The sequence below is a fragment of the Wenjunlia tyrosinilytica genome (genome assembly GCF_014646055.1).
Taxonomy (GTDB): domain Bacteria; phylum Actinomycetota; class Actinomycetes; order Streptomycetales; family Streptomycetaceae; genus Wenjunlia; species Wenjunlia tyrosinilytica.
In genome coordinates this window covers 292932-318772 of the sequence record NZ_BMMS01000003.1, presented here as the reverse complement: position 1 = coordinate 318772, position 25841 = coordinate 292932, and the positions used below count along the sequence as shown (strand labels likewise).

Genomic DNA, 25841 nt, shown 5'->3' with positions numbered 1-25841 from the left:
TCCGCGCCCCACCCGGCGTCATGGAGAGAAACGAACCTATGAGCAAGCAGTCAGGCGGCCTGGGACGTTACATCGTCCAGCGGCTGTTGCTGGCAGTTCCGATGGTGCTCATCCTGCTCACGCTGGTCTTCGTCCTGATGCGGGTGGCCCCCGGTGACCCCGTGTCGGCCGCCGCCGGCGGGAAGCTCAGCGCCGCACAGCTGGCGGAGAAGCGCCACATAGCGGGCTTGGACAAGCCGCTTCTCGAGCAGTACTGGAACTACATCAGCAACGTCGCGCATCTCGACTTCGGTACAACCTTCGTCGACCACCGCAAAGTCACCGACCTCATCGTCGACAACGGCGGAGCGACCCTCAGCCTCACGATCGGCGCCCTGATCGTCGCGATCCTCATCGGCCTGCCGATCGGCCTGTTCTCCGGCCGCTTCCGGGACAGCGCCTTCGACGTCGGCGCCCGGGTCTTCAGCATCACCACGTACGCGGCCCCGGTCTTCGTCACCGGCCTGCTCGCGCAGCTCGTCTTCAGCGGCGGCTCGCTGCCGGTCTCCGACCAGGCGGACCAGCTCATGTCGCTCAACGTAGACACGACGACGCACATCTACATCGTCGACGCGATGATCGCCGGCAACTGGGACGCCGTCAACGACGCGCTCCTGCACCTCGTGCTGCCGTCGGTCACCCTGGGCCTGCTCATCGTCGGCGTCTTCATCCGCATGATCCGGGTGAACGTCATCCAGACCCTGCAGGGCGACTACATCGAGGCGGCGCGCGCCCGCGGCATCAAGGAGAGCGCGGTCGTCACCAAGCACGCCTTCCGCAACGCGCTCGTCCCGGTGATCACCGTGCTCGGACTCCAGGTCGCCATGCTCCTCGGCGGGGCGGTGCTCACCGAGAAGACCTTCAACTGGCCCGGCATCGGCCTGATGCTGATCCAGTACATCAACCAGCGCGACTATGTCGCAGTCCAGGGCATCGTCACCGTCTTCGCCCTCGTGGTGGTGTTCATCAGCATGCTGATCGACTTCGTCAACGCCCTGATCGACCCGAGGGTGCGGTACTGATGACCCAGACAGCGCTTCTTCCTCCCACCGACCCCGACCTCGTCGAGCCCGTCGCGGGCAAGGCGAAGCCGGGCCGCTTCCAGGGGCTGCGCCGCACGTTCGCGCCCGTCAAGCAGGCCCGGGGTGTACCCAAGGCCCTGCTGTGGACCGGGTTCGGCATCAGCACGCTCTTCGTGCTCGTGGCGATCTTCGCTCCGCTGATCGCGCCCTACGACTTCGACCAGTACAGCAGCGGCGGCGAGCGCTTCCCCAAGCAGGGAGAGCCCGGCGGCAGCCATCTGTTCGGCACCACCGTCCAGAACCTCGACGTGCTCACCCGGGTGATCTACGGCGCGCGCACCGCGCTCGAGGTCATGATCCTCGCCGTGATCTTCTCGCTGGTCATCGGCGTGGTGCTCGGCCTGCTCTCCGGGTACTTCGGCGGATGGCTCGACCGCGTCCTGGTGCTGATCATGGACGCGCTCTTCGCCTTCCCGTACCTGCTGCTGGCGATCGTCGCGGGCTTCATCTTCTCCGGCATCATCGGCGGCAGCGTCGTGACCGCGGCGCTCGCGATCACGGTGGTGTACATCCCGCAGTACTTCCGGGTGGTCCGCAGCTCGGCGCTGTCCGCGCGCGAGGCCACCTATGTCGAGGCGGCGCGCGCCATGGGCGCGAAGCCGTCCGTGGTCATCCGCAAGTACCTGTTCTCCAACGTGGTCCAGTCGGTGCCGGTCATCACCACGATGAACGCGGCCGACGCCATCTCCACGCTGGCGGGCCTGGGCTTCCTCGGCATGGGCATCGAGCCCACCGAGGCGGCGGAGTGGGGCTACGACCTCGAGCGCGCCATCGACGACGTGAACGCCGGCATGTGGTGGACCGCCCTCTTCCCGGGGCTGGCGGTGCTCTTCTCGATCCTGGGCTTCACCCTGCTCGGCGAGGGCCTGAACGACGTCCTCAACCCGACAACGCGCCGCCGCCGCATCACCAAGGTCCTGATCCCGAGCGGCCTCGCCTCCCGGCGAGTGGTCGTGGCGGGCGCCGCGACGACCCCGGTCGCGGCCGAGGCCGCCCCCGGGGGGGCGCGGACCCCGGCCGAGGCACAACCCGCGACGGCAGGCGACTCCGCCGCGGACGCACCGCAGAACCCCGCCGACGCGCAGTCTCCCGTCGTGTCCGAGCCCGCGGCCGACGCCGAGGGCCAGGCAGAGCCCGCCGCCGAGGCGGCGGGCCCGGCGACGTCCGAGTCCAAGCCGGAGACCGCGGCCCAGGCCCCCGCCGAGTCCGAGTCTGCGGCCACGTCCGAGTCGGAGTCCGGGACTCCGGCCCAGGCCGAGACTCTGGCCGAGTCCGCGTCCTCGTCTGAGACTCCGGTGGAGGCCGGGACTCCGGCCCAGGCCGAGACTCCGTCCGCGTCTGAGACTCCGGTGGAGGCCGGGACTCCGGCCCAGGCCAAGACTCCGGCCGGGTCCGAGACTCCGGTGGAGTCTGCGTCCGAGCCCGAGGCTGCGTCCGAGTCCGAGACTCCGGTGGAGTCCGCGTCCGCGTCCGAGTCCGAGTCCGAGCCCGGGGCCGGGGCGCACGCTCGCGCTGGCGCGGAGACTGCTGCCACTTCCGAGTCCGCGGCCGGCGCCGCTGATTCCGGGTCCGCCGCCGGCGGGTCCGGCACCGCCTCCGACGCCTCGAAGGAGGGCTGATGGCCACCACCACCGCTGCCGCTGAGGCGGCCGACGCCGCAGGCGGGGAGCGCGAGCCCGTGCTGTCCGTTCGTGATCTGCGGGTCTGGTACGGCACCGAGCGCGGCCCCGTCCGGGCCGTCGACGGTGTCACCTTCGACGTCCGCCCCGGAGAGACCCTCGGCCTGGTCGGCGAGTCCGGCTGCGGCAAGTCGACGCTCGGCCGCGGCGTCCTCGGTCTGACCCCCACCGGCACCGCGCTGTCCGGCGTGGTCGACTTCAAGGGCACCAACCTCGTCGGCCTGCCGCCCAAGCGGCTCCAGAAGCTGCGCGGCCCCGACCTCGGTCTGATCTTCCAGGAGCCGATGACCCGGCTCAACCCGCTGATGAAGATCTCGGAGCACTTCGAGGAGGCCCTGCGCACCCACGAGCGCAAGCTGTCGAAGACCGCGATCCGCGAGCGGGCACTGGAGGCGCTGCGCGGCATGGGTATCCCGCCCAGCCGCTACAACTCCTACCCGCACGAGTTCTCCGGCGGTATGCGCCAGCGCATCATGATCGCCCTGGCGCTGGTGCTGCGTCCGGCCTTCGTCGTCGCCGACGAGCCGACGACCGCTCTGGACGTCCTCGTCGAGGCGCAGATCATCAAGATCCTCGCCGACCTTCGCAAGAACTTCGACACAGCCCTTGTGCTCATCACCCACAACCTAGGTATCGTCGCCGAAGCGTGTGACCGGGTCGCGGTGATGTACGCGGGGCACATCGTCGAGCAGGGCGATGCCCGCGAGGTCTTCGCCAACCCGCAGCACCCGTACACCAAGGAGCTGCTCCGCTCCACCATCTCGCTGTCCACCACGGGACTGCACTACATCCCCGGCAGCCCGCCGGACCTCGGCCGGCCCCTCGAGGGCTGCCGGTTCGCGGCCCGTTGCCCGGTGGCCATGCGCGGATGCGAGGAGCACGAGCCGCCCGAGGTGGTGCTTGCCGGCGGAGTGCGCAGCGCCTGCTGGCACCAGGCATTGGAGGCGGACCCCTCGCTGGGCGAGGAGTTGGGTAAGGACGGGCGCGAGCCGCTCGCGGTGAAGGAGATCAGCGTTGCCGACGAAGCCTGACACCGAGTCCGTCGCCGTGCTCGACGCCGACGGGGGCGCCGGTGACGGCGCCCGGCAGGACGTCCTGATGGAGGTGCGAGACCTCCAGGTCCACTTCGGAATGCGCGGGGGAGCGCTCGCGCGCCTCACCGGCCGCAAGAAGGGCGCCGTCAAGGCCGTCGACGGGGTCGACCTGACCCTGCGCAAGGGCGAGGTCCTCGGCCTGGTCGGCGAGTCCGGCTCGGGCAAGACCACCCTCGGCCGCACCCTGCTGGGCCTGAACCGGGCCACCGGCGGCAGCATCACCTACCGCGGCCAGGACCTCGCCCAGCTCAGGGAGGGCAGGCTGCGCCCGATGCGGCGCATGCTGCAGATGGTCTTCCAGGACCCGCACGCCTCGCTCAACCCGGCGATGACCATTCGCACCGCGGTCGGCCACCCGCTGAGGATCCACGGCCTGGTCAAGGACGACGACGAGTACGACGCCAAGGTCACCGACGCGCTGGAGCGCGTGGGCCTGACCCCGCCGGAGCGGTTCCTGGACAAGTTCCCCGCGGACCTGTCCGGCGGGCAGAAGCAGCGTGCCGTCCTCGCCCGCGCGATCATCGCCGATCCGGAGCTGCTCGTCGCCGACGAGCCGATCTCCATGCTCGACATGAGCGTGCGCGCGAAGATCCTTCAGCTGATGCTGGACCTCAAGCGGGACCTGGACCTCACCTACGTCTATGTCACGCACGACCTGGCCAGCGCCAAGTTCTTCTGCGACACCATCGCGATCATGTACTTGGGCAGGATCGTCGAGATCGGGCCGACCGACCAGGTCTTCAGCGATCCCAAACACCCCTACACCAAGGCGCTCCTCGCGGCGATCCCGGAGCCCGACCCGCACCGCGGCGTCCCCCGCGACCTGCCGCGAGGCGAGGTGCCGGACGCCGCTCAGCCGCCCCTGGGCTGCTCGTTCCACCCGCGCTGCCCCGTCGCCCTGGCCGGCTGCGGCTGGGAGGCCAGGGACCTTCGGGCGCTGCTCGAGCGGCGCTGGCTGGACCTGCCGCCGCAGGAGTACGCGAGGGAGAAGGGCCTTATTGGCAACCTCGACGTACTCTCGGCGCCGAGGCTGACTACAGTGGCTCTCGCCCCGGGCAAGGGGCACGACTCGGCAGAGCTGGTGGAGTACCTCAGGCAGCTGCGTGAGGAGGCTTCCGAGACGGAGCCCCGGGAGCCGTTCTGGCGTGGCGTCACCACGATGCGCGAGGACGGCGGGCAGGTCGTGGTGGAGTTCGCCGCCCCGGCGGACCCGAAGCTCCTGCCGGTCGTGGACAGCGATGTACGGGTGGCCTGCCACCTCTACGGCGAATCGCAGGCATGACAGAGGACTGCGATCGGGGGGCGGGCGGTGCCAGACCGGCACCGCCCGCAGGGACTGGAACAAGGGCGCTAGGAGATCCACAACGATGAAGCGAGCCAAGCTACTGGTGCTGCCGGCCGTGGCCGGTCTGCTCGTGCCCCTGCTGGCGGGGTGCGGTAGCTCCGGCGGCAAGGACGGCAGCCAGGACCCCATCGTGATGGGCAGCACGGACTCCATCGGCACTCTTGACCCGGCCGGCGCGTACGACATCGGCAGCTGGACCCTGTTCACCAACACGTTCCAGACCCTGCTCCGCTATCCCAACGACGGCTCGGAGCCGCAGCCCGAGGCCGCGTCGAAGTGCGTGTTCACCAGCCAGAACAGCACCTCCTACCGCTGCACCGTCCGGGACGGCCTGAAGTTCTCCAACGGCCATGCGCTGACCGCCTCCGACGTCAAGTTCTCCATACAGCGGACCATCAAGATAGAGAGCGGCTTCGGCCCGTCCAGCCTCTTCGGCAACCTCGACCGCATCGAGACGCCCGACGACAAGACGGTCGTCTTCATGCTGAAGCAGGCGGACGCGACCTTCCCGTTCGTCCTGGCGACCCCGGCCGCCGCGATCGTGGACGAGGAGTCCTACCCGGCGAACAAGCTCAGCACCGACGACGGCATCGCCGGTTCCGGGCCCTACGCTCTCAGCTCCCTCCAGCGCTCGGGCGGCAGGCACCACCGGCTGCTCAAGGCGGAGTTCACGGGCAACGCCAACTACGAGGGCAGCATCCACGCCAAGAACAGCAAGTTCGAGGTCCGGTACTTCCCCGACTCCACGCAGATGCAGCAGGCGCTGGAGAAGAAGGACATCGACCTGACCCACCGCACCCTCACGCCCAAGCAGATCACGCAGCTCGGGGGCGAGGAGGACAGGGGCATCAAGGTCACCGAGGCCCCGGGCAGTGAGATCCGGTACCTGGTGTTCAACACCAAGGACGCGTCGGTGCAGAACGTCGCCGTGCGCCAGGCGATGGCCCACCTCATCGACCGCAAGGCCCTGGTCCGCGACGTCTACAAGCGCACCGCCGAGCCTCTGTTCTCGATGATCCCCAAGGGCATTCCGGGGCACATCAACGCGTTCTACAACGCTTACGGCGAGCCGGACAGGGACAAGGCCCGTACGGCTCTGCAGAAGGCCAACGTCTCCACGCCGGTGAGCCTCACGCTGTCCTACACCTCGGACCACTACGGCTCCGCCACCGCCGACGAGTTCGCCGTGATCAAGCGGCAGCTCGAGCGCAGCGGCCTGTTCAAGGTCCAGCTCCAGGGCAAGCAGTGGGAGGACTTCCAGGCGGGCTACAACAAGCGCAAGTTCCAGGTCTTCGGCATGGGCTGGTACCCCGACTTCCCGGACCCGGACAACTACATCGCGCCGTTCGTGGGCAGGAAGAACTTCCTGAAGTCGCCGTACCAGAACGGCGACATCCTCAACAACCTGCTGCCCGACTCGCGCCGCCAGGCGGAGCGCAGCGCCGTGGTCGACGACTTCACCAAGGTGCAGGAAATCCTCGCGAACGACGTTCCGCTGCTGCCGCTGTGGCAGGGACGCCAGTACATCGCCCACCGCGACAACATCAACGGTGTGCAGTGGACGCTGGACGCCTCCTCCACCTTCCGCTTCTGGGAGCTGGAGAAGGGCTCCGGCAGCTGACCCGCCGACCGCGGGAACATCCGAGAACACCTGAGCACACGTGTGGGGCCCGGCGCTTCGGCGCCGGGCCCCACACGTGTGTCCCTTGCCCGTGCCGTCATGGGCCCTGAGACGGCCCCCAGGGCACCGTGGGCGGTCACTGGGCGCCGGGGCGCACCACACCGCTCTCGTACGCGTACACGGCCGCCTGTACGCGGTCGCGCAGACCCAGCTTGGTGAGCACGTGGCCCACATGGGTCTTGACCGTCGTCTCGCTCACGAACAGCTCCGCGGCGATCTCCGCGTTGGACAGGCCGCGGGCCACCAGCTTCAGGACCTCGACCTCGCGCTCGGTGAGGGTGCCGATGGCCTGCGGGACCGGTTCGTCGCCCGACGGAAGCCGGCCCGCGTACTTGTCCAGCAGCCGCCGGGTGACGCTCGGGGCGAGCATGGCCTCCCCGGCCGCGACCACCCGGATCGCCTGCACCAGCTCCTGCGCCGGGGCGTCCTTGAGCAGGAAGCCGCTCGCCCCCGCCCGCAGGGCCTCCACGACGTACTCGTCGAGGTCGAACGTGGTCAGCACGAGCACCTTCGCCGGGCCGTCCCGTCCGGGGCCGGTGATCCTTCGGGTGGCCTCCACGCCGTCCATGCGCGGCATCCGGATGTCCATCAGCACCACGTCGGGCTGAAGCACCCTCACCTGGTCGAGGGCCTGCTGGCCGTCTCCCGCCTCGCCGACGACGGCCAGATCCTGCTCGGCCTCCAGGATCATCCGGAAACCGGTGCGCAGCAGTGGCTGGTCGTCGACCAATAGCACCCGAATGGCCACCAGGACTCCTCTGTGTGGGCGGTGGGCGCCCATTGTTCCCTAAGAGCCCGTGGCAACCGGAAGCGGGTACGGCGGGGGAGTACCGCCGAATTCCGGACAGAGTTCCCGGTGATCGCACCAGTCGCACAGCCGGCTCGGTTTCGGGCGCCACTCGCCGTTCTCGGTCGCCCGGCTGATCGCCTGCCACAGTGCCAGCAGCTTGCGCTCCACGGCCAGCAGGTCGGACTCGTCGGGGTCGTACGTCACCACGTCGCCGCTGCCGAGGTAGACCAGCTGGAGGCGCCTGGGCACCAGCCCGCGCAGGCGCCAGAGCACCAGGGCGTAGAACTTCATCTGGAACAGCGGCTGCGACTCGAAGCGCTGCGAGGGGGCCTTGCCCGTCTTGTAGTCCACGACCCGCAGATCGCCGCTGGGCGCCACATCGAGCCGGTCCACATAGCCGCGCAGCTTCAGCCCGGAGTCCAGGACCGTCTCCACGTACAGCTCGCGCTCGGCGGGCTCCAGCCGGTTGGGATCCTCCAGGGTGAAGTAGCGGTCCACCAACTGCTCCGCCCCGACCAGCCACCGCGCGAGATCCGCGCCGCCCTCGTCCGCCCCGAAGAGCTCCACCAGTTCCGGCCGCTTGGCCAGCAGCTTCTCCCACTCCGGCCGCACCAGAGCCTTGGCCCTCACCGGGGTGCGCTCGCCCGCAGGGGCGTCGAACAGCCGCTCGAGCACGGCGTGCACCACGGTGCCGCGGGTGGCGGCGGGGCTCGGCTTCTCCGGCAGCTTGTCGATCACCCGGAAGCGGTAGAGCAGCGGGCACGTCATGAAGTCCGCGGCCCGTGACGGCGACAGCGAGGGAGTCGGCGCGGCTGTCTCCGGGGCGGCCGCCTCCGCATCGGCTGTGTCCGGGGCGGCCGCCTCAGCACCGGCTGCCTCCGGGGCGGCCGCCACCGCACCGGCGGTCCCGGCGGCGGCAGCGGCCCCGACCGCCTCTACACCGTCGGCCGCCTCCGTCCGCCCCACCCCCGTAGGCCCCACTCCCGTCCGCCCCGCCTCGGCGCGCGGGCCAGGCAGCACCGGGCCGCACTCCGCGTCACCGGCCGCCTCACTGGTGGAACTCACGCTGCTGGAACTCATGAAAAGCGACCCTACGGTGTACCACTGACATATCGGGGGCCAACCGCGGCCGACGCGGTGTCGGCCACGCGTTGCCGGGCACATACCATCGACGGCAACGCGCCATGAGAATGATCAAGGCACGACGGGGACCACGAGGGGCATCAGTGAACGAGTCGAGCGGGCAGCCGGGCAACTCCGGCGGACCGGGCGCCGCCGGAGACCGGAAGGAACGGCCCCGAGGCCCCGGAGGCGGACTCCTGATGGGCCGCCCGTTCGGGGTGCCCGTCTACGTCGCGCCGAGCTGGTTCCTCGTCGCGATCCTCATCACCTGGATCTTCGGCGGCCAGCTGGAGCGGGTCCTGCCCGACCTCGGAGCCGTCCGCTACCTGGTCTCGCTGTTCTTCGCCATCGCCTTCTACGCCTCGGTGCTCGTCCACGAGCTGGCCCACACCGTCGCGGCGCTCCGGTTCAAGCTGCCGGTGCGCCGGATCCAGCTCCAGTTCTTCGGCGGCGTCTCCGAGATCGAGAAGGAGTCGGAGACCCCGGGCCGCGAGTTCGTCCTGGCCTTCGTCGGCCCTCTGCTCTCCATGGCCCTCGCCGGAGTCTTCTGGCTGGCGATGCGGGGAGTGCGCCCCGGCACCGTGCCCGGCGTCCTGCTGGCCGGGCTCATGGTCAGCAACCTCATCGTGGCGGTCTTCAACCTCCTGCCGGGCCTTCCCCTCGACGGCGGCCGGATGCTGCGGGCCGTGGTGTGGAAGATCAGCGGCAAGCCGATGACCGGCACCGTCGCCGCCGCCTGGACCGGCCGGGTCCTGGCCATCGTCGTCCTGGTGGCCCTGCCGCTGCTGTCCTACTCGGACGACATGCGCACCGACAGCACCGGCTCGATCACCGACGCCCTGCTCGGCGCGGTGCTCGCCGCCATCATCTGGACCGGCGCGGGCAACGCCCTGCGAATGGCCAGGCTCCGCGAACGCCTCCCGGACCTTCGGGCCCGCTCCCTCACCCGCCGGGCCGTGCCCGTCTCCTCGGACACCCCGCTGTCGGAGGCCCTGCGCAGGGCCAACGAGGCCGGAGCGCGCGCGCTCGTGGTCGTGGACGGCAACGGCGACCCCATGGCGCTCGTCCGCGAGGCGGCGATCGTGGACGTGCCCGAGCACCGCCGCCCCTGGGTGTCGGTCGGCGGGCTCTCCCAGGACCTCCAGCCCGGTATGAGGGTCTCCGCGGAACTGGCGGGGGAGGAACTGCTGGACACCCTGCGGGCCACGCCCGCCACCGAGTACCTCGTCGTCGAGCCCACCGGAGAGGTCTACGGAGTGCTGTCGACCTCCGACGTCGAACGGGCCTTCGTCGCCGCCATGGCCAGGCCGTCGAGCTGAAGACTCCATGGGCCCGCCCGGCTCGGCCGTGCGGGCCGGGGCGGGCTGTACGCCGGAAGAACCCCAGGTCGGACCGGGTGCGAGCGGTCCTGTGTTCGTTCGGGTCGGCCGACTCCAGTACGCTTGTCCGCATGTCCGAACCGACCGGTGCCGCCCGCCGTCGCGGGCCCTTCGAGGTCGGGGACCAGGTCCAGCTCACCGACCCCAAGGGACGCCACCACACCTTCACGCTCGAGGCCGGGAAGAACTTCCACACCCACAAGGGGTCCTTCCCGCACGACGAGCTGATCGGCGCTCCCGAGGGAACTGTCGTGCGTACCACGGGGAACACCGCGTACCTCGCGCTGCGTCCCCTGCTCCCCGACTACGTCCTGTCCATGCCGCGCGGAGCCGCCGTGGTCTACCCCAAGGACGCGGGTCAGATCCTGTCGATGGCCGACATCTTCCCCGGCGCGCGCGTCGTCGAGGCAGGGGTCGGATCCGGGGCGCTCAGCTGCTACCTGCTGCGCGCGGTGGGCGACGAGGGCATGGTGCACTCCTACGAGCGCCGCGCCGACTTCGCCGACATCGCGACCAAGAACGTCCGCCGGTACTTCGGCGGTGACCACCCCGCCTGGCAGCTGACCGTCGGCGACCTCCAGGACAACCTGTCCGACACCGAGGTCGACCGCGTCATTCTGGACATGCTCGCCCCCTGGGAGTGCCTGGAGGCGGTCTCCAAGGCGCTCGTCCCGGGCGGCATGGTCTGCGCCTACGTCGCGACCACGACCCAGATGGCCCGCACCGTCGAGGCGCTGCGCGAGCACGGCACGTTCAACGAGCCGACCGCGTGGGAGACCATGGTGCGCACCTGGCACGTCGAGGGCCTGGCGGTGCGCCCCGACCACCGCATGATCGGCCACACGGGCTTCCTGCTGACGGCCCGCCGACTCGCGGACGGCGTGGAGCCCCCGCTGCGCCGCCGCCGCCCCTCCAAGGGCGCCTACGGCGAGGACTACTCGGGCCCCGGCGCGACCGCCGTACCGGGCAACGGGGCGGTCTGAGCGGCCCACTGACGATCCACCGGCGACCCGCACAGGCGAACCCATGGGGCGGCCCCGGTCCACCCGTGCCGTAAGGCGCGCGGACCGGGGCCGCCCCGCGTGTTCACCCTGGTGACCGCGTGTGGCACGATGCTGGCCCACAGCATCGAACTCCCCTCCAGGCCCGTTCAGGGCCCTCTCCGGCACTTCGAGGACTTCGAGGAGACGCGCGCGTGGTCAACAGCGGTTCGCAGGGGCAGGACCTTCCGCACACCCGGTCGCGAGGCATCGACTGGATCGTCACGGCGGCGGCGCTCGCCGCGGTGGTCGGCGCCGGCGTGCTGGTCCGGCCCACGGAAGTGGCCGCGAGCCCGAGTCCCTCCGCCGCATCACGCGCCACCCGCACCGCACCCGACCCCATGACCGCCTCCTACCCGCTGGACTGCGCCGGCGCGCCCGTCACCGTGGCGCGGCGGATCACCGCCGACCTCGACGGCGACGGCCGGTGGGAGGCCGTGGCCGCGGTGCACTGCGAGGCGGGCAACGGCACGCCTCCGCACGGGATCTACGTCCTCGCGCGGGCGAAGGCGGACGGGCCGACGACCGTGCGCGCCCTGCTCGAGCCCCGCCAGGGGATGACGGTGGCGAAGCTGTCGGCGCACGGCTCCACGATCACCGCGCGACTGCTCGGCTACTCCTCGGACGCGGTGCCGCGCTGCTGCCCCGACAAGACCGTCTCGCGGAGCTGGAAGTGGAGGTCCGGTCGAGCCGAGGTCGTGCGCCCTGCGCTGTCGGCGAACAGGTAACGGAGGCGGATGCTCCAGTCATGGCCTCCGGTGCTCACTCCGCGTGACGTGCGCGGCTATTCGGCCGCGGGCCCGTACACCTCGACCATGTCGCGGGCCCGGCGTACGTGGATGCAGTCACCCGGGCATTCCTTGGCCGAATCGGCGACGTCCTGGAGCAGCGGCAGCGGAACCGGAACCGTCTCCCCGGGCTGCCGGCGCAGCTCGTCGTCCGTGCCCTTCACGTACGCCAGGCCGTCGATGTCCAGCTCAAAGACCTCGGGGGCGTACTGAGCGCAGATCCCGTCGCCCGTGCACAGGTCCTGGTCGATCCAGACTTCGAGTGCGTCTTCGACGGCTTCCTCGCCCACGGGTACCTCGCCTGCTCGCTCGTCGACCGGGATGGAACCAACCCTGAAGGGTGTTGACATCACTGACGATAACAACCGGTCGCTTTCCGATGTTGATCGGTGGGTATCTCACTGGCGTGGGGACGTGCGCAAGGGTGAAGATCGGACACACGCCTTCCGTCTTTGTGATCTAGGGGTTTCAACCCCACCCGGCCCAGGTAGGGTCTGAAAGCGTCCAGCTCCCCTTGGAGGAGGTGAGGACCGTGGCAGCCCACGACGACGACATCAACCGCGGTGTCCGGCCCGCACGGGGGTCGGAGGACCCCGCGGGCCAGATCGCCTTTCTTGAGCAGGAGATCGCCGTCCTGCGACGCAAGCTCGCCGACTCTCCGCGACACACGAGGATTCTCGAAGAGCGGATCGTCGAGCTGCAGACCAACCTGGCAGGCGTGTCCGCTCAGAACGAGCGGCTCGCTTCCACGCTCCGGGAGGCCCGCGACCAGATCGTGGCCCTCAAGGAGGAAGTGGACAGGCTCGCCCAGCCCCCGGCCGGGTTCGGCGTGTTCCTTCAGGCGAACGAGGACGGAACGGCCGACATCTTCACCGGGGGCAGGAAGCTCCGGGTGAACGTCAGCCCCTCCGTCGAGCTGGAGGAACTCCAGCGTGGCCAGGAGCTCATGCTCAACGAGGCGCTCAACGTTGTTGAGGCCCACGCGTTCGAGCGTGTCGGAGACATCGTCACCCTCAAGGAAGTCCTCGAGGACGGCGAACGCGCCCTGGTGATAGGGCACACCGACGAGGAGAGGGTGGTGCGGCTCGCCGAGCCGTTGCTGGACGGCCCCCTCCGCGCCGGTGACGCCCTGCTGATGGAGCCGCGTTCCGGCTATGTCTACGAGCGGGTCCCCAAGAGCGAGGTCGAGGAACTCGTCCTCGAAGAGGTCCCCGACATCGACTACAACAAGATCGGCGGTCTGGGGAACCAGATCGAGATGATCCGCGACGCGGTCGAGCTCCCCTACCTCTACCCCGACCTGTTCAAGGAGCACGAACTGCGGCCGCCCAAGGGCGTTCTGCTGTACGGACCTCCCGGCTGCGGCAAGACACTCATCGCCAAGGCCGTCGCCAACTCGCTGGCCAAGAAGGTGGCTGAGGTCACCGGGCGCCCGGCGGGCAAGAGCTACTTCCTCAACATCAAGGGCCCCGAGCTGCTCAACAAGTACGTCGGCGAGACCGAGCGGCACATCCGCCTGGTCTTCCAGCGTGCGAGGGAGAAGGCGAGCGAGGGCACGCCCGTCATCGTCTTCTTCGACGAGATGGAGTCGCTCTTCCGCACCCGCGGATCCGGTGTGAGCTCGGACGTGGAGAACACCATCGTCCCGCAGCTTCTCGCCGAGATCGACGGTGTGGAGGGCCTGGAGAACGTCATCGTCATCGGCGCCTCGAACCGCGAGGACATGATCGACCCGGCGATCCTGCGGCCCGGCCGCCTGGACGTCAAGATCAAGATCGAGCGGCCCGACGCCGAGGCGGCCAAGGACATCTTCTCCAAGTACCTCACCTCGAGCCTCCCGCTCCACGGCGAGGACCTCTCCGAGCACGGCGGCTCCCGTGACGGCACGGTGGCCGGCATGATCCAGTCCGTGGTCGAGCGGATGTACTCCGAGACGGAGGAGAACCGGTTCCTCGAGGTCACCTACGCCAACGGTGACAAGGAAGTCCTCTACTTCAAGGACTTCAACTCCGGCGCCATGATCCAGAACATCGTGGACCGGGCCAAGAAGATGGCGATCAAGGACTTCCTCGACCACAACCAGAAGGGCCTTCGGGTCTCCCACCTGCTCGCCGCGTGCGTGGACGAGTTCAAGGAGAACGAGGACCTGCCGAACACGACGAACCCGGACGACTGGGCCCGCATCTCCGGCAAGAAGGGCGAGCGGATCGTCTTCATCCGCACCCTCGTCACCGGAAAACAGGGCGCGGACACCGGCCGGTCGATCGACACGGTGGCGAATACCGGTCAGTACCTGTAACGACTTGTCCGGCTGCGGGTACCCACCAGGTACCCGCAGCCGGACACGTTTGTCCGCAGGTCCTGTGCGGATACGCCCGGGTTCGAGCAATGAGTGAAATGATCTCCCCACTGCCGCGGATGCGTCATAGGCTTTTCGCACCGCGCCCCTTTGCCGGGGCGAGGGGCACCGCGAACGGCCACATCTGAAGCGGTACTTGAGCGGCGCGTCCAAGCCGGGGGCGCCGCCGGGCAAGGAGGGCCGCATGACCGTACGGCGAGTAATGGGCATTGAGACGGAGTATGGGATCTCCGTCCCTGGCCACCCGAACGCCAATGCCATGCTCACCTCGTCCCAGATCGTCAACGCCTACGCGGCGGCGATGCACCGGGCCCGCCGGGCCCGCTGGGACTTCGAGGAGGAGAACCCGCTGCGAGACGCGCGCGGCTTCGACCTCGCCCGTGAGAGCGCGGACTCCAGCCAGCTCACCGACGAGGACATCGGCCTCGCCAACGTCATCCTGACCAATGGTGCCCGGCTCTATGTGGACCACGCCCATCCGGAGTACTCCGCGCCGGAGGTCACCAACCCCCGTGACGCCGTCCTGTGGGACAAGGCCGGCGAGCGGATCATGGCCGAGGCCGCCGAACGCGCCGCCCAGCTGCCCGGGGCCCAGCCGATCCACCTTTACAAGAACAACACGGACAACAAGGGCGCCTCCTACGGGTGCCACGAGAACTACCTCATGCAGCGGTCGACGGCCTTCTCGGACATCGTCCGCCACCTCACCCCGTTCTTCGTCTCCCGCCAGGTCGTCACCGGCGCCGGCCGCGTCGGCATCGGCCAGGACGGGCAGGAGCACGGCTTCCAGCTCAGCCAGCGCGCGGACTACTTCGAGGTCGAGGTCGGCCTCGAGACCACCCTCAAGCGCCCCATCATCAACACCCGTGACGAACCGCACGCCGACGCGGAGAAGTACCGCCGCCTCCATGTGATCATCGGCGACGCCAACCTCTCCGAGATCTCGACGTACCTCAAGCTCGGCACCACCTCCCTGGTGCTGTCGATGATCGAGGACGGGTTCATCGCCGTCGACCTCGCCGTCGACCAGCCCGTCCGCACCCTCCACCAGGTCTCGCACGACGCCACCCTGCGCCGCCTGATCACACTGCGAAGCGGCCGGACACTCACCGCGGTGCAGCTCCAGATGGAGTATTTCGAGCTGGCCCGCAAGTACGTCGAGGACCGGTACGGCAACGACGCGGACGAGCAGACCAAGGACGTGCTCACCCGCTGGGAGGACGTCCTGGGCCGTCTGGAGACGGATCCGATGAGCCTGTCGGGGGAACTGGACTGGGTGGCCAAGCGGGAGCTGTTCGAGGGCTACCGCAAGCGCGACAACCTGGGCTGGGACGCGGCGCGCCTGCACCTGGTGGACCTGCAGTACGCCGACGTGCGCCAGGACAAGGGGCTCTACAACCGCCTGGTCGCCCGCGGCCGGATGCAGCGGCTGCTGGACGAGTCCGAGGTCGAGCGGGCCCGGATCAAGCCGCCGGAGGACACCAGGGCCTACTTCCGGGGCCGCTGCCTGGAGCAGTACGCCGACGACGTGGCAGCGGCCTCGTGGGACTCGGTGATCTTCGACCTGCCGGGCCGGGACTCCCTCCAGCGCGTCCCCACCCTGGAGCCGCTGCGCGGCACCCGCAATCACGTCAAGGAGCTCCTGGACCGCTGCCGCACGGCCGAGGACCTGGTCAGGGTGCTCTCGGGCGGCTGAACGCGGCTGAAAGAGGCCGATTCCGGGAATCATCAAGGGGCATGCCGGACGTTGAGCAAATGTGCGGACGGCGGGGCCGGAAGGCGGCTCCGCTTGTAGGGTCTGATCTTGTACGTCAAACCGAGCGGGGTGAAGGACATGGCGACCAAGGACACAGGCGGCAGCCAGCAGCGGGCCACACGTTCGACCGAGGAGGCCGAGGAGACCGCGCAGGACGCGCAGGCCTCCGAGGACCTCAAGGAACGCCAGGAGAAGCTCTCGGACGACGTGGACAGCGTCCTGGACGAGATCGACGACGTCCTGGAGGAGAACGCCGAGGACTTCGTGCGTTCGTTCGTCCAAAAGGGCGGCCAGTAGCCCCCGGATCCCCGTGGGTAAGGTCCGTGCAGAGCTGATGAAAGATCGGCCCGGCGCGCAGCGTCGGGCCACCCCATATGTGGAAGGAGTCGTGTGGCAGTCAACCCAGACGGCACCGGACGTCTACCTGCTGCCTTCCTGACGCCCGGCTCGTCCTCGTTCCTGGAGTTCCTGGCCGAGCACCAGCCGGAGCTGGTCCCCGGACGGCTGAATGTGGCGCCGGTGAAGGGCGCCGTCGAGGCCCCGCACGGGACGACCATTGTCGCCGCGACCTTCCCCGGCGGCGTCGTGCTCGCCGGTGACCGTCGCGCCACGATGGGCAACGTGATCGCGCAGCGCGACATCGAGAAGGTCTTCCCGGCCGACGAGTACTCCGCGGTGGGCATCGCGGGCACGGCGGGCCTCGCCGTGGAAATGGTGAAGCTCTTCCAGCTCGAACTGGAGCACTACGAGAAGATCGAGGGCTCCGTGCTCTCCCTGGAGGGCAAGGCCAACCGGCTGTCCACCATGATCCGGGGGAACCTGGGCATGGCCATGCAGGGCCTGGCCGTGGTGCCGCTCTTCGCGGGCTACGACCTGGACCGCGAGAAGGGCCGGATCTTCTCGTACGACATCACCGGCGGTCGCTCCGAGGAGTACGGCTTCGCGTCGACGGGCTCCGGCTCGGTCTTCGCCCGCGGAGCGATGAAGAAGCTCTACCGCGACGACCTCACCCAGCAGCAGGCGATCACTCTCGTCGTGCAGGCGCTGTACGACGCGGCGGACGACGACTCGGCGACGGGCGGTCCCGACCTGGCCCGCAAGATCTTCCCGATTGTCACGGTGCTCACCGAGGAGGGCTTCAACAAGCTGTCCGAGGACGAGGTCTCCGAGGTGGCCCGGGCGGTGCACGCCAGGCGCCTGGAGCATCCGAACGGGCCGATGGCCCCCGTGCTGTAAGTGATCCGGCGGACTCTTGCGATCCGGCGGACGCAAGGGCTCCGGCGGACTCCAGTGATCCGGCGGATGCAATCGCCACTGACAGAAAGGGACGGATAGCCGGTGTCGACGCCGTTCTACGTCTCACCCCAGCAGGCCATGGCGGATCGGGCCGAGTTCGCCCGCAAGGGCATCGCGCGCGGTCGCAGCGTGGTGGTGCTCCAGTACGCCGACGGCATCGTCTTCGTCGCCGAGAACATGTCCCGCGCGCTGCACAAGGTCAGCGAGATCTACGACCGGATCGCCTTCGCGGCGGTGGGCAAGTACAACGAGTTCGAGAACCTGCGGATCGCGGGAGTGCGGTACGCCGACCTGCGCGGCTACTCGTACGACCGGGCGGACGTCAATGCCAGGGGGCTGGCGAACGTCTACGCGCAGGCGCTGGGCAACATCTTCTCCAGCGTGGGGGAGAAGCCCTATGAGGTGGAGCTGATCGTCGCCGAGGTCGGGGCCGGCCCCGAGGACGATCAGATCTACCGGCTCCCGCACGACGGGTCGGTCGTGGACGAGCACGGGACGGTCGCGATCGGTGGCAACGCCGATCAGATCAGCAGCTTCCTCGAGGAGCGCCACCGTGAGGGGATGTCCCTGGCGGAGGCCCTGAAGCTGGCGGTGGAGTCGCTGGCCCGCGACAACAACGGCAGCGACAGGACGATCACCCCGGAGCAGCTCGAAGTGGCGGTGCTGGACCGGACGCGTCCGCAGCAGCGGAAGTTCAAGCGGGTGCTGGGCCGGCAGTTGGCCCGGCTTCTGGATGGCACGGCGGCTGTGGGCGCGGGGTCGTCGGACGAGGCCGATGAGGACGAGGATGCGGCCGAGGGCTCGGAGGCCTCGGGGGCGTCCGGGACAGAAGAAGAGTAATTTGCGGGAAGGCCGCGTCCGGACGGGTTGGGTTGTCCGGGCGCGGCTTCTCGCTGGTGCGGGTGTCGGCCGCGAGGCGAGGCGGGCAGGCGGGGCGTTCCCAGGGGACGGGGGCGTCCTGGTCGAGGGATGGTTCGGCGCAGGACGGTACGATCGCGCGTGTGCGCCGGGCGCGCTCCCCGTGCGAGGGGTCAGTCCGGGGGCGCGGGGGCGCTGGGTGGGGCCGTGGAGCCCCGGGAGACCAGATGGACGGGCAATCGGGGCTCGTCGAGTGGCCGGGCCTCCAGGAGGGCAAGGAGGGCCGACATGCCGCGTGCTCCCAGTTCCTGGGCGGGCAGCCGCACCGTGGTGAGCTCCGGGTCCAGAGCCGTCGCCAGTGAGAGGTCGTCGAAGCCCGTCACCGACACATCGCCCGGGACCGACAGTCCCAGGCGCCGTGCCGCCTTGCAGGCTCCCGCCGCCAGGATGTCGTCGTCGCACACCAGTGCCGTGGCGCGGGGGCCGGGGCGGGTGAGGGCGCGCTCCGCTGCCGCCTGGCCGCCCATGACGGTCAGTGCCGCCGGTTCGCTCGCCGCATGAGTGCCCGGTACCGCGCCCATGGCCGCCGCGAAGGCGTCCTCGCGGACGCGGAAGGTCCAGGAGTCCACGGCCGCCGCCACGTGCGTGATCCTTCGGTGGCCGAGCGAGAGAAGGTGTTCGACGACCTGGCGCATGCCGTCGGCCACGTCGTGGTTCACCGCGGCCGTCAGTTCGCCCGCGTCCGGCAGCGGGGCGCTGTCGAGCATCACCAGCGGGAGTGCGCCGCCGCCCGCGGGGCCTCGTAGGGCCTCCACCGCCTCCGCCGCCATCGAGGACGCGATGACGCCGTCCAGGGTCGCCCTGGCGGAGTCGAACGGATCCCGGGCGGGGCCGATACCCTCGGGGGAGGGGTAGAGCACGACGCCGAAGCCGTGCTCGGCGGCCACCCGGGCGGCGCCGGTGTAGACGCCGCCGAAGAACTCGTTCGTCAGGGCGGGCACGACCAGGAGCGCGGTGCGGGTGCCGCCCAGGCGGAGGTTGCGGGCGGCGAGGTTGGGCCGGTAGCCCAGCGCCTGTGCCGCTTCGCGCACCGACACCGCGGTGCGTTCGGCGACCCGCCCCTGCCATTTGCCGCCCAGCACGAGCGAGACGGTGGCCTGCGAGACGCCGGCCGCCCGGGCCACGTCCTTGCTGGTCGGACGGGCTCCACGCGGTGCCGTTCTCGTGCTGCGCACGCTGGCGCCTCCGTATCGCGGTGGACCTCTCGCTGGCGGCCATGGTACTTATGGCGCGGTGGGTTATACGTAACACCCTAGGACGGAAGGCACGGGCATGGCCGAAGGCACGGGGTATTTCGACATGCTGCGCACCCGGCACGCGGCCCGCCTGCTCGGCGGCACGCTGCTTGGGCGGCTGCCGAATGCCATGGCCGCGCTGGCCATCGTGCTGTTCACCCGGGCCGAGGGCGGCGACTACACCCTCGCCGGCGCGCTGTCCGCCCTCTACGGCGTCGCCACCGCCATCGGGCAGCCACTGCTCGGCCGGGCCGTCGACAAGCGCGGCCAGTCCGCCGTGATGGCGGGCTCCGCCCTGCTGTCCGCGGCCGGGTTCGCCCTCTTCGCCGCCGTCGGGCCCCACCCCGTGGTCCTCGCCGCGGTCGCGGTCGTCGTGGCCGGTCTGTTCACCCCGCCCCTGGAGGCGGGCCTGCGGGCCCTGTGGCCGAGCGTGCTGCGCCGTGACGACCAGGTGCACGCCGCCTACGCGCTGGACGCCTCCGCCCAGGAGGTCATGTTCGCCATCGGCCCCCTGCTGGTCACCCTCGTGGTCGCGTGGGCCTCCGAGGCCACCGCGCTGGTCGTCACCGGCCTGCTCGGCGTCGCCGGGACGCTCGTCGTCGTCACCTCCCGACCCTCCCGTGACTGGCGGGGCGAGGCGCGCGAGCCCCACTGGCTCGGCGCTCTGCGGGCCCCTGGGCTGCGGGTGCTGTTCGCCTCCCTGTTCTTCGTGGGCGTCGCCCTCGGCTCCATAGCGGTCTCCAGCGTCGCCTACGCGGACGAGCACGGCGGCGGGACGCAGGCGGGCTGGCTGCTCGCCGCCCTCGGCGCGGGCGCCCTCACCGGCGGCCTGGTCTACGGCTCCCGCAAGTGGCGCGGCACACCCGAGCGCCGCCTGAAGCTCCTCATGGTGGGCCTGGCCGTGTGCTACCTGCCGCTGTCCCTCGTCCCCGGCCTGGCCGCGATGATCGTCCTGAGCGGGATCTCCGGGGTCTTCCTGGCGCCCGTCCTGGCCTGCGCCTTCGTCGTGGTCGACCGCCATGCCCCGGTCGGCACGGTCACCGAGGCCTTCTCCTGGCTGGTGACCGCCTTCGGCGTCGGCGCCTCCATCGGCACGGCGGCCGCGGGTCCGGCCGCCCAGTACGGGGGAATCGTTGCGGGCTACGCCGTCGCCGGAGCGGGCGGAATCGTCGCTCTGCTCGTCCTTCTCGTCACCGGGCGCGGTCTCGCCGGGCACGCCGATCGGTCCAGCCCTGAACCTGTCGCAGCGTCACTCGCAGACAAGTGATCGAACCGGGGCGGTCCAACCCGGTTTCAGACCGGGCCTTCGGGCGTAATGTTCACTCATGGACCGCCGCATTTTCGGGTTGGAGAACGAGTACGGCGTCACGTGCACGTTCCGGGGGCAGCGGCGACTCTCCCCGGACGAAGTGGCGCGGTACCTGTTCCGCCGTGTCGTTTCCTGGGGCCGCAGCAGCAATGTGTTTCTGCGCAACGGCGCCCGCCTCTACCTCGACGTGGGCTCGCACCCGGAGTACGCCACTCCTGAGTGCGACAATGTGACCGAGCTGGTCACCCACGACAAGGCAGGCGAGCGTATCCTCGAGGGCCTCCTCGTCGACGCCGAGCGACGCCTGCACGAAGAAGGCATCGCCGGCGACGTCTACCTGTTCAAGAACAACACCGACTCGGCCGGTAACTCGTACGGCTGCCACGAGAACTACCTGGTGGCCCGGCACGGGGAGTTCTCCCGTCTCGCGGACATCCTCATCCCGTTCCTCGTCACCCGCCAGCTGCTGTGCGGGGCCGGCAAGGTGCTCCAGACCCCCCGCGGGGCGGTGTACTGCGTCAGCCAGCGCGCCGAGCACATCTGGGAGGGCGTCAGCTCCGCCACCACCCGCTCGCGTCCGATCATCAACACCAGGGACGAGCCCCACGCCGACGCCGAGCGCTACCGGCGCCTGCATGTGATCGTGGGCGACTCCAACATGTCCGAGACGACCATGCTCCTCAAGGTCGGCGCCACCGACCTGGTGCTGCGCATGATCGAGGCGGGCACCGTCATGCGCGACCTCACCCTGGAGAACCCCATCCGGGCGATCCGCGAGGTCAGCCATGACATAAGCGGGCGCCGCAAGGTCCGCCTCGCCAGCGGCCGGGAGGCGTCCGCCCTGGACATCCAGGAGGAGTACTACTCCAAGGCCGTCGACTTCGCCGAGCGCCGCGGCATCCGCACCGGCATCGTCGAGCAGGTCCTCGAGCTGTGGGGACGCACCCTCGAGGCGATCAAGAGCGGCGACCTCGCCAGGATCGGCACCGAGATCGACTGGGTCATGAAGTACCAGCTCATCGAGCGGTACCGCTCCCGGGACAACATCACGATGTCGCACCCCAGGATCGCCCAGATCGACCTCGCCTACCACGACATCCACCGCCGCAGGGGCCTGTACTACCTGCTGGAGAAGCGCGGCCAGGCGGCCCGGATCTGCAATGACCTGAAGATCTTCGAGGCCAAGTCCGTGCCGCCCCAGACGACCCGGGCACGGCTGCGCGGGGACTTCATCCGGCGGGCCCAGGAACAGCGCCGGGACTTCACGGTCGACTGGGTTCACTTGAAGCTGAACGACCAGGCGCAGCGCACGGTGCTCTGCAAGGACCCGTTCCGCTCCGTGGACGACAGGGTGGAGAAGCTCATCGCCGGAATGTAGGGCTCCGGCGGGTCACACGGCGGCGGCGGTGCGTGTCAGCGTGCACCGCCGCCGCCGTGCGTCGTGGCTAGAGTGGCTCTCGTTCACCGATGTCCGACCACTTCGCGTCTTGAGGGATTCACGTGCGCCGAATCGCCGCCCTACTGGCCGTCCCCCTGCTCGTCGCCTCCGCCGCGGCCTGCGGGGGCGACGACAGCAGCAACTCGTCCAGCTCGGGCAAGAGCGGGGGCATCCCCGCCGTCACCGGAGAGCCGGGCAAGAAGCCCAAGGTGGCCAAGGGCGAGGGCGACCCGCCCAAGGAGCTCAAGGTCAAGGTCCTGCACAAGGGCACCGGCCCCGCCCTGAAGAAGGGCGAGGTGCTGAACTCGCACTACCTGGGGCAGACCTGGGACGGCAAGGTCTTCGACAACAGCTACGACCGCGGCAAGCCGATCACGTTCGAGGTGGGCACCGGCAAGGTCATCAAGGGCTGGGACGAGGGCCTGGTCGGCCAGAACATCGGCAGCCGCGTCGAGCTGGTCATCCCGCCGGACAAGGGCTACGGGGCTCAGGCCCAGCAGAACATCCCCGCCAACTCCACACTGGTCTTCGTCGTCGACCTGAAGAACGCCTACTCGACGAAGCCGACCGGCAAGGCGGTCCCGCAGACCGACGCGAACCTGCCCAAGGTCGGCGCCAACACCGACGGCACGGCCCCGAAGGTGACCGTCCCCAAGGGCAGGAAGGCCCCCACGGACATCGTCTCGAAGACGATCATCCAGGGTGACGGCAAGGCGGTGGGCGAGAAGGACACCGTCCTGGCGAACTACGAGGCCGTCCTGTGGAAGAACGGCAAGTCCGGCGGCGACACCTGGTCGCAGAGCGGCCCCCAGGCGGTGCCGGTGGCGCAGCTTCCGGGCTGGAAGGAAGGCCTCAAGGGCCAGAAGGTCGGCAGCCGGGTCCTGATCGTCGTTCCGCAGGGCAAGCTCCCCAAGGAGCAGCAGAAGCAGGTCGGCTCGGACGTGATCTTCGTGGTCGACGTCCTGGGCGTGGTGTAAGACTGTTCGCAGGCGCTGAACCTACTGAGGAGCAGTTTTCGTGAGCATCGAGAAGCCGCTGATCGACTTCCCCGAGGGCGAGCCTCCGGCCGAGCTGGAGATCAAGGACATCTGGGAGGGAGACGGCGAGGTGGCCAAGGCCGGCCAGACCGTCACCGTCCACTACGTGGGTGTCTCCTTCAGCACCGGTGAGGAGTTCGACGCGAGCTGGAACCGCGGCGCTCCCTTCCGCTTCCCGCTGGGCGGCGGCCGGGTCATCGCGGGCTGGGACCAGGGCGTGCAGGGCATGAAGGTCGGCGGGCGCCGCCAGCTGACCATCCCGGCGCACCTCGCCTACGGCGACCAGAGCCCGACCCCGGCGATCAAGCCGGGCGAGACGCTGATCTTCGTCGTGGACCTGCTCGGAGTCTGAGCACCACCGCGCGGCCGCACCGGCCGTGACCGGGCCGAGGCCCCTCCCGCCGCCGACCGCGGCCGGGAGGGGCCTCCGCTTTTGCCGGGTGCTCCGGTGGCGGTACGGTCGAGCGGTCGGGGGCGGCGGCTCCCGTCTCCGGGGCGGGTGTTGGACGAGAAGGGTGTCGGATGGCGATTGCCAAAGCCGAGCGGCTGATGAATCTGGCGCTGTGCCTGATGAACACCGCACGGCCGCTGAGCAAGCGCGAGCTGCGGGCCTCCATCGAGGCCTATCGGGAGCTCGACGGCGGCTCCGACGAAGCCTTCAACCGGATGTTCGAGCGGGACAAGGACGATCTCCGTGAGCTGGGCCTGATCATCGAGACCGCCGAGGGCGGCGACGACGAGGTCGGCTATCTGGCCCGCCGGGACCGCAACCGGCTCCCCGAGGTCGCCCTCGACGCCGAGGAGGCCGCGGCGCTGGGCCTGGCCGCCAAGGTGTGGCAGCAGGCCAGGCTCGCCGAGGCCGCCAGCGGCGCCCTGCAGAAGCTGCGGGCGGCAGGCGTCCCGTTCGGCGAGGACGCCTCCGACGGGCACCTGGGCGCGCTGGAGCCGCGCATCCCGGCCCACGAGGCCGCCTTCGAGCCGCTGATGATCGCCGCCCGCGACCGGCGCCCGGTCTCCTTCGACTACCGCAGGTCCAACGCGGCTCAGGCGGAGTCGCGCCTCGTGGAGCCCTGGGCGCTCGAGTGCTGGCGCGGGCACTGGTACCTCGCCGGATGGGACCGCGGACGCAAGGATGTGCGGGTCTTCCGGCTCAGCCGGATCACCAGCCGGGTCCGCACCCGCTCGGGCGCCTTCAGCACCGAGGTCCCCGACCATGTGGACGTCCGCGAGGCGGTCGCCCGCTGGGGCGGGGAGGGCGCCACCTCGACCGCCCGCATCCGGCTGCGCCGAGGGGCCGGCTACCCGCTGCGGGCCAAGGCGCTCGAGACCGCACCTGTCGACGCAGAGTGGGACGAGCTGGAGATCCCCTACGGGCACGGCCTGGACGCGTGGCTGGTGGAGTTCGGCCCCGACGTGGTGGTGCTGGAGCCCGCGGAGCTGCGGGCCGACGTGGTGGACCGGCTGCGCGCCGTGGCCAAGGGCTGAGGGGGACCAGGACATGGCCAATGCCATCGATCAGACGAGGCGCATGCTCTCGCTCGTCACCTATCTGAGGGAACGGCCCGGCGCCCGGGTGAGCGAGGTCGCCCGCGCCTTCGGCATCACCGACGCCGAGCTGATCGCCGACCTCAACGTCCTGCCGATGTGCGGGACGAGCTTCCGCGGCGGCGACCTGCTCGACATCGACACCGACGGCGAGCGCATCTGGTGGCACAACGTCGACGATGTGGCCCAGCCGCTGCGGCTGGCCGCCGACGAGGCCACCGCGCTCCTCGTGGCCGCCCGGGCCGTGGCCACCCTGCCGGGCCTGCGCGAGAGCGACCGGCAGGCCCTGCTGCGCGCCACCGCCAAGCTGGAGGCGGCGGCGGGCGAGGCGGCGCGGGGCAGCTCGCGACTGTCGGTGACGTTCGAGGCCGAGGGAAGCGTCTTCGCCGATGTCGACCGCGCCATCTCTGAACGCCGGCGGCTGCGCATCACGTACTACTCACCGGGACGCGACGCGATGACGACGAGGGAGGTGGACCCCATCCGTCTCTTCACGGTCGGGCACACCTACTTCGAGGCATGGTGCCGTCTGTCCGAGGACCGCAGGATGTTCCGGCTGGACCGGGTCGCCGACATCGAACTGCTCGACGAGCAGGCCGATCCGCCGCCCGTCGAGCTGCGCGACCTCTCCCAGGGGCTGGTCCAGCCCTCCGCCGAGGACCCCGAGGTCGTCGTGGAGGTAGGGCCCGGTGGCCGCTGGGTCGCCGAGTACTACAGCCACGACACCGCCGAGGAACTGCCCGACGGGGGCCTGCGCATCACCCTGCGGGCCGCCGACCCCATGGGGCTGCGCAGACTGGCGCTGCGGCTGGGGCGGGACGGGCGCGTGGTCTCGCCGCCGGAGCTGGTGGACGGCGCGCGGGAGGCCGCGGAGTCGGCGCTCGCCGCGTACGGCGGCTAGCGGGCGCA

22 protein-coding genes and 1 pseudogene are annotated in these 25841 nt (G+C 70.1%); 19 read left to right on the top strand and 4 right to left on the bottom strand.

Going from position 1 to position 25841, the window contains the following annotated elements; genetic code table 11:
* Positions 1-38 precede the first annotated feature (38 nt).
* The 5 genes from IEY86_RS05275 to IEY86_RS05255 all read left to right on the top strand — a co-directional run bounded on the left by IEY86_RS05275 (position 39) and on the right by IEY86_RS05255 (position 6860).
* A complete protein-coding gene (locus tag IEY86_RS05275) occupies positions 39-1061 on the top strand; it encodes an ABC transporter permease (protein WP_189130313.1) in 1023 nt (340 codons plus the stop codon).
* Positions 1061-2740: an ABC transporter permease gene (locus IEY86_RS37485; RefSeq protein WP_265803746.1), complete on the top strand. Its 1680-nt coding sequence runs from the start codon at positions 1061-1063 to the stop codon at positions 2738-2740. The genes IEY86_RS05275 and IEY86_RS37485 overlap by 1 nt, the downstream gene beginning before the upstream one ends.
* On the top strand, positions 2740-3831 hold the full coding sequence (locus IEY86_RS05265) for an ABC transporter ATP-binding protein (protein ID WP_189130312.1): 1092 nt from the start codon (positions 2740-2742) through the stop codon (positions 3829-3831). Before IEY86_RS37485 ends, IEY86_RS05265 begins: the two co-directional genes overlap by 1 nt.
* Positions 3815-5176, top strand: a complete 1362-nt coding sequence (locus IEY86_RS05260) for an ABC transporter ATP-binding protein (RefSeq protein ID WP_229698162.1) — start codon at positions 3815-3817, stop codon at positions 5174-5176. Before IEY86_RS05265 ends, IEY86_RS05260 begins: the two co-directional genes overlap by 17 nt.
* Before the next feature lie 85 nt (positions 5177-5261).
* Positions 5262-6860, top strand: coding sequence for an ABC transporter substrate-binding protein (locus IEY86_RS05255; RefSeq protein ID WP_189130311.1), 1599 nt, complete (start codon positions 5262-5264; stop codon positions 6858-6860).
* A gap of 136 nt (positions 6861-6996) precedes the next feature.
* On the opposite strand, the gene IEY86_RS05250 is transcribed toward IEY86_RS05255, so the two are convergent.
* On the bottom strand, positions 6997-7668 hold the full coding sequence (locus IEY86_RS05250) for a response regulator (protein ID WP_189130310.1): 672 nt from the start codon (positions 7666-7668) through the stop codon (positions 6997-6999).
* A gap of 39 nt (positions 7669-7707) precedes the next feature.
* Positions 7708-8790 (bottom strand): RecB family exonuclease, encoded by a 1083-nt coding sequence (locus IEY86_RS05245; RefSeq protein WP_373286954.1) that lies wholly within the window; start codon positions 8788-8790, stop codon positions 7708-7710.
* A 110-nt stretch (positions 8791-8900) separates the two neighbouring features.
* Between IEY86_RS05245 and IEY86_RS05240 the strand changes: the two genes are divergently transcribed.
* From IEY86_RS05240 to IEY86_RS05230, 3 genes are all read left to right on the top strand, one after another.
* Entirely contained in the window at positions 8901-10151 is a 1251-nt protein-coding gene (locus IEY86_RS05240; protein WP_189130363.1) for a site-2 protease family protein, read from the top strand.
* 131 nt (positions 10152-10282) lie between these two features.
* Positions 10283-11194, top strand: coding sequence for a tRNA (adenine-N1)-methyltransferase (locus tag IEY86_RS05235; RefSeq protein WP_189130309.1), 912 nt, complete (start codon positions 10283-10285; stop codon positions 11192-11194).
* 212 nt (positions 11195-11406) lie between these two features.
* Positions 11407-11979, top strand: a complete 573-nt coding sequence (locus IEY86_RS05230; RefSeq protein WP_189130308.1) for a hypothetical protein — start codon at positions 11407-11409, stop codon at positions 11977-11979.
* 56 nt (positions 11980-12035) lie between these two features.
* On the opposite strand, the gene IEY86_RS05225 is transcribed toward IEY86_RS05230, so the two are convergent.
* Complete coding sequence (locus tag IEY86_RS05225) at positions 12036-12389, bottom strand: ferredoxin (protein ID WP_189130307.1); 354 nt, start codon at positions 12387-12389, stop codon at positions 12036-12038.
* Positions 12390-12571: 182 nt separating this feature from the next.
* Between IEY86_RS05225 and arc the strand changes: the two genes are divergently transcribed.
* The 5 genes from arc to prcA all read left to right on the top strand — a co-directional run bounded on the left by arc (position 12572) and on the right by prcA (position 18290).
* Positions 12572-14338, top strand: coding sequence for a proteasome ATPase (gene arc, locus IEY86_RS05220; protein WP_189130306.1), 1767 nt, complete (start codon positions 12572-12574; stop codon positions 14336-14338).
* A gap of 244 nt (positions 14339-14582) precedes the next feature.
* A complete protein-coding gene (dop, locus tag IEY86_RS05215; protein WP_373286953.1) occupies positions 14583-16094 on the top strand; it encodes a depupylase/deamidase Dop in 1512 nt (503 codons plus the stop codon).
* 138 nt (positions 16095-16232) lie between these two features.
* The gene (locus IEY86_RS05210; RefSeq protein ID WP_189130361.1) at positions 16233-16451 is read left to right on the top strand and encodes a ubiquitin-like protein Pup; all 219 of its coding nucleotides are present in this window, start codon (positions 16233-16235) and stop codon (positions 16449-16451) included.
* Between the two features lie 93 nt (positions 16452-16544).
* On the top strand, positions 16545-17390 hold the full coding sequence (gene prcB / locus IEY86_RS05205; protein WP_189130305.1) for a proteasome subunit beta: 846 nt from the start codon (positions 16545-16547) through the stop codon (positions 17388-17390).
* A gap of 102 nt (positions 17391-17492) precedes the next feature.
* The gene (gene prcA / locus IEY86_RS05200; RefSeq protein WP_189130304.1) at positions 17493-18290 is read left to right on the top strand and encodes a proteasome subunit alpha; all 798 of its coding nucleotides are present in this window, start codon (positions 17493-17495) and stop codon (positions 18288-18290) included.
* A gap of 191 nt (positions 18291-18481) precedes the next feature.
* On the opposite strand, the gene IEY86_RS05195 is transcribed toward prcA, so the two are convergent.
* A complete protein-coding gene (locus IEY86_RS05195; RefSeq protein WP_229698160.1) occupies positions 18482-19543 on the bottom strand; it encodes a LacI family DNA-binding transcriptional regulator in 1062 nt (353 codons plus the stop codon).
* A gap of 97 nt (positions 19544-19640) precedes the next feature.
* Here IEY86_RS05195 and IEY86_RS05190 point away from each other — a divergent pair.
* The 6 genes and pseudogenes from IEY86_RS05190 (at position 19641) to IEY86_RS05165 (ending at position 25833) form a co-directional block, all read left to right on the top strand.
* A pseudogene (locus IEY86_RS05190) lies at positions 19641-20919 on the top strand (MFS transporter).
* Positions 20920-20928: 9 nt separating this feature from the next.
* Complete coding sequence (gene pafA, locus IEY86_RS05185; RefSeq protein WP_189130302.1) at positions 20929-22290, top strand: Pup--protein ligase; 1362 nt, start codon at positions 20929-20931, stop codon at positions 22288-22290.
* A 122-nt stretch (positions 22291-22412) separates the two neighbouring features.
* Positions 22413-23327 (top strand): FKBP-type peptidyl-prolyl cis-trans isomerase, encoded by a 915-nt coding sequence (locus tag IEY86_RS05180; RefSeq protein WP_189130301.1) that lies wholly within the window; start codon positions 22413-22415, stop codon positions 23325-23327.
* A gap of 40 nt (positions 23328-23367) precedes the next feature.
* Positions 23368-23739 (top strand): FKBP-type peptidyl-prolyl cis-trans isomerase, encoded by a 372-nt coding sequence (locus tag IEY86_RS05175; protein ID WP_189130300.1) that lies wholly within the window; start codon positions 23368-23370, stop codon positions 23737-23739.
* 170 nt (positions 23740-23909) lie between these two features.
* Entirely contained in the window at positions 23910-24872 is a 963-nt protein-coding gene (locus IEY86_RS05170) for a helix-turn-helix transcriptional regulator (RefSeq protein WP_189130299.1), read from the top strand.
* A 13-nt stretch (positions 24873-24885) separates the two neighbouring features.
* Positions 24886-25833, top strand: a complete 948-nt coding sequence (locus IEY86_RS05165; RefSeq protein ID WP_189130298.1) for a helix-turn-helix transcriptional regulator — start codon at positions 24886-24888, stop codon at positions 25831-25833.
* Positions 25834-25841 lie beyond the last annotated feature (8 nt).

Coding starts and splice junctions, on each gene's coding strand:
- IEY86_RS05275 (WP_189130313.1), top strand. CDS start 39: ATGAGCAAGCAGTCAGGCGGCCTGGGACGTTACATCGTCCAGCGGCTG.
- IEY86_RS37485 (WP_265803746.1), top strand. CDS start 1,061: ATGACCCAGACAGCGCTTCTTCCTCCCACCGACCCCGACCTCGTCGAG.
- IEY86_RS05265 (WP_189130312.1), top strand. CDS start 2,740: ATGGCCACCACCACCGCTGCCGCTGAGGCGGCCGACGCCGCAGGCGGG.
- IEY86_RS05255 (WP_189130311.1), top strand. CDS start 5,262: ATGAAGCGAGCCAAGCTACTGGTGCTGCCGGCCGTGGCCGGTCTGCTC.
- IEY86_RS05245 (WP_373286954.1), bottom strand. CDS start 8,790: ATGAGTTCCAGCAGCGTGAGTTCCACCAGTGAGGCGGCCGGTGACGCG.
- IEY86_RS05240 (WP_189130363.1), top strand. CDS start 8,901: ATGATCAAGGCACGACGGGGACCACGAGGGGCATCAGTGAACGAGTCG.
- IEY86_RS05235 (WP_189130309.1), top strand. CDS start 10,283: ATGTCCGAACCGACCGGTGCCGCCCGCCGTCGCGGGCCCTTCGAGGTC.
- IEY86_RS05225 (WP_189130307.1), bottom strand. CDS start 12,389: ATGTCAACACCCTTCAGGGTTGGTTCCATCCCGGTCGACGAGCGAGCA.
- dop (WP_373286953.1), top strand. CDS start 14,583: ATGACCGTACGGCGAGTAATGGGCATTGAGACGGAGTATGGGATCTCC.
- IEY86_RS05210 (WP_189130361.1), top strand. CDS start 16,233: ATGGCGACCAAGGACACAGGCGGCAGCCAGCAGCGGGCCACACGTTCG.
- pafA (WP_189130302.1), top strand. CDS start 20,929: ATGGACCGCCGCATTTTCGGGTTGGAGAACGAGTACGGCGTCACGTGC.
- IEY86_RS05170 (WP_189130299.1), top strand. CDS start 23,910: ATGGCGATTGCCAAAGCCGAGCGGCTGATGAATCTGGCGCTGTGCCTG.
- IEY86_RS05165 (WP_189130298.1), top strand. CDS start 24,886: ATGGCCAATGCCATCGATCAGACGAGGCGCATGCTCTCGCTCGTCACC.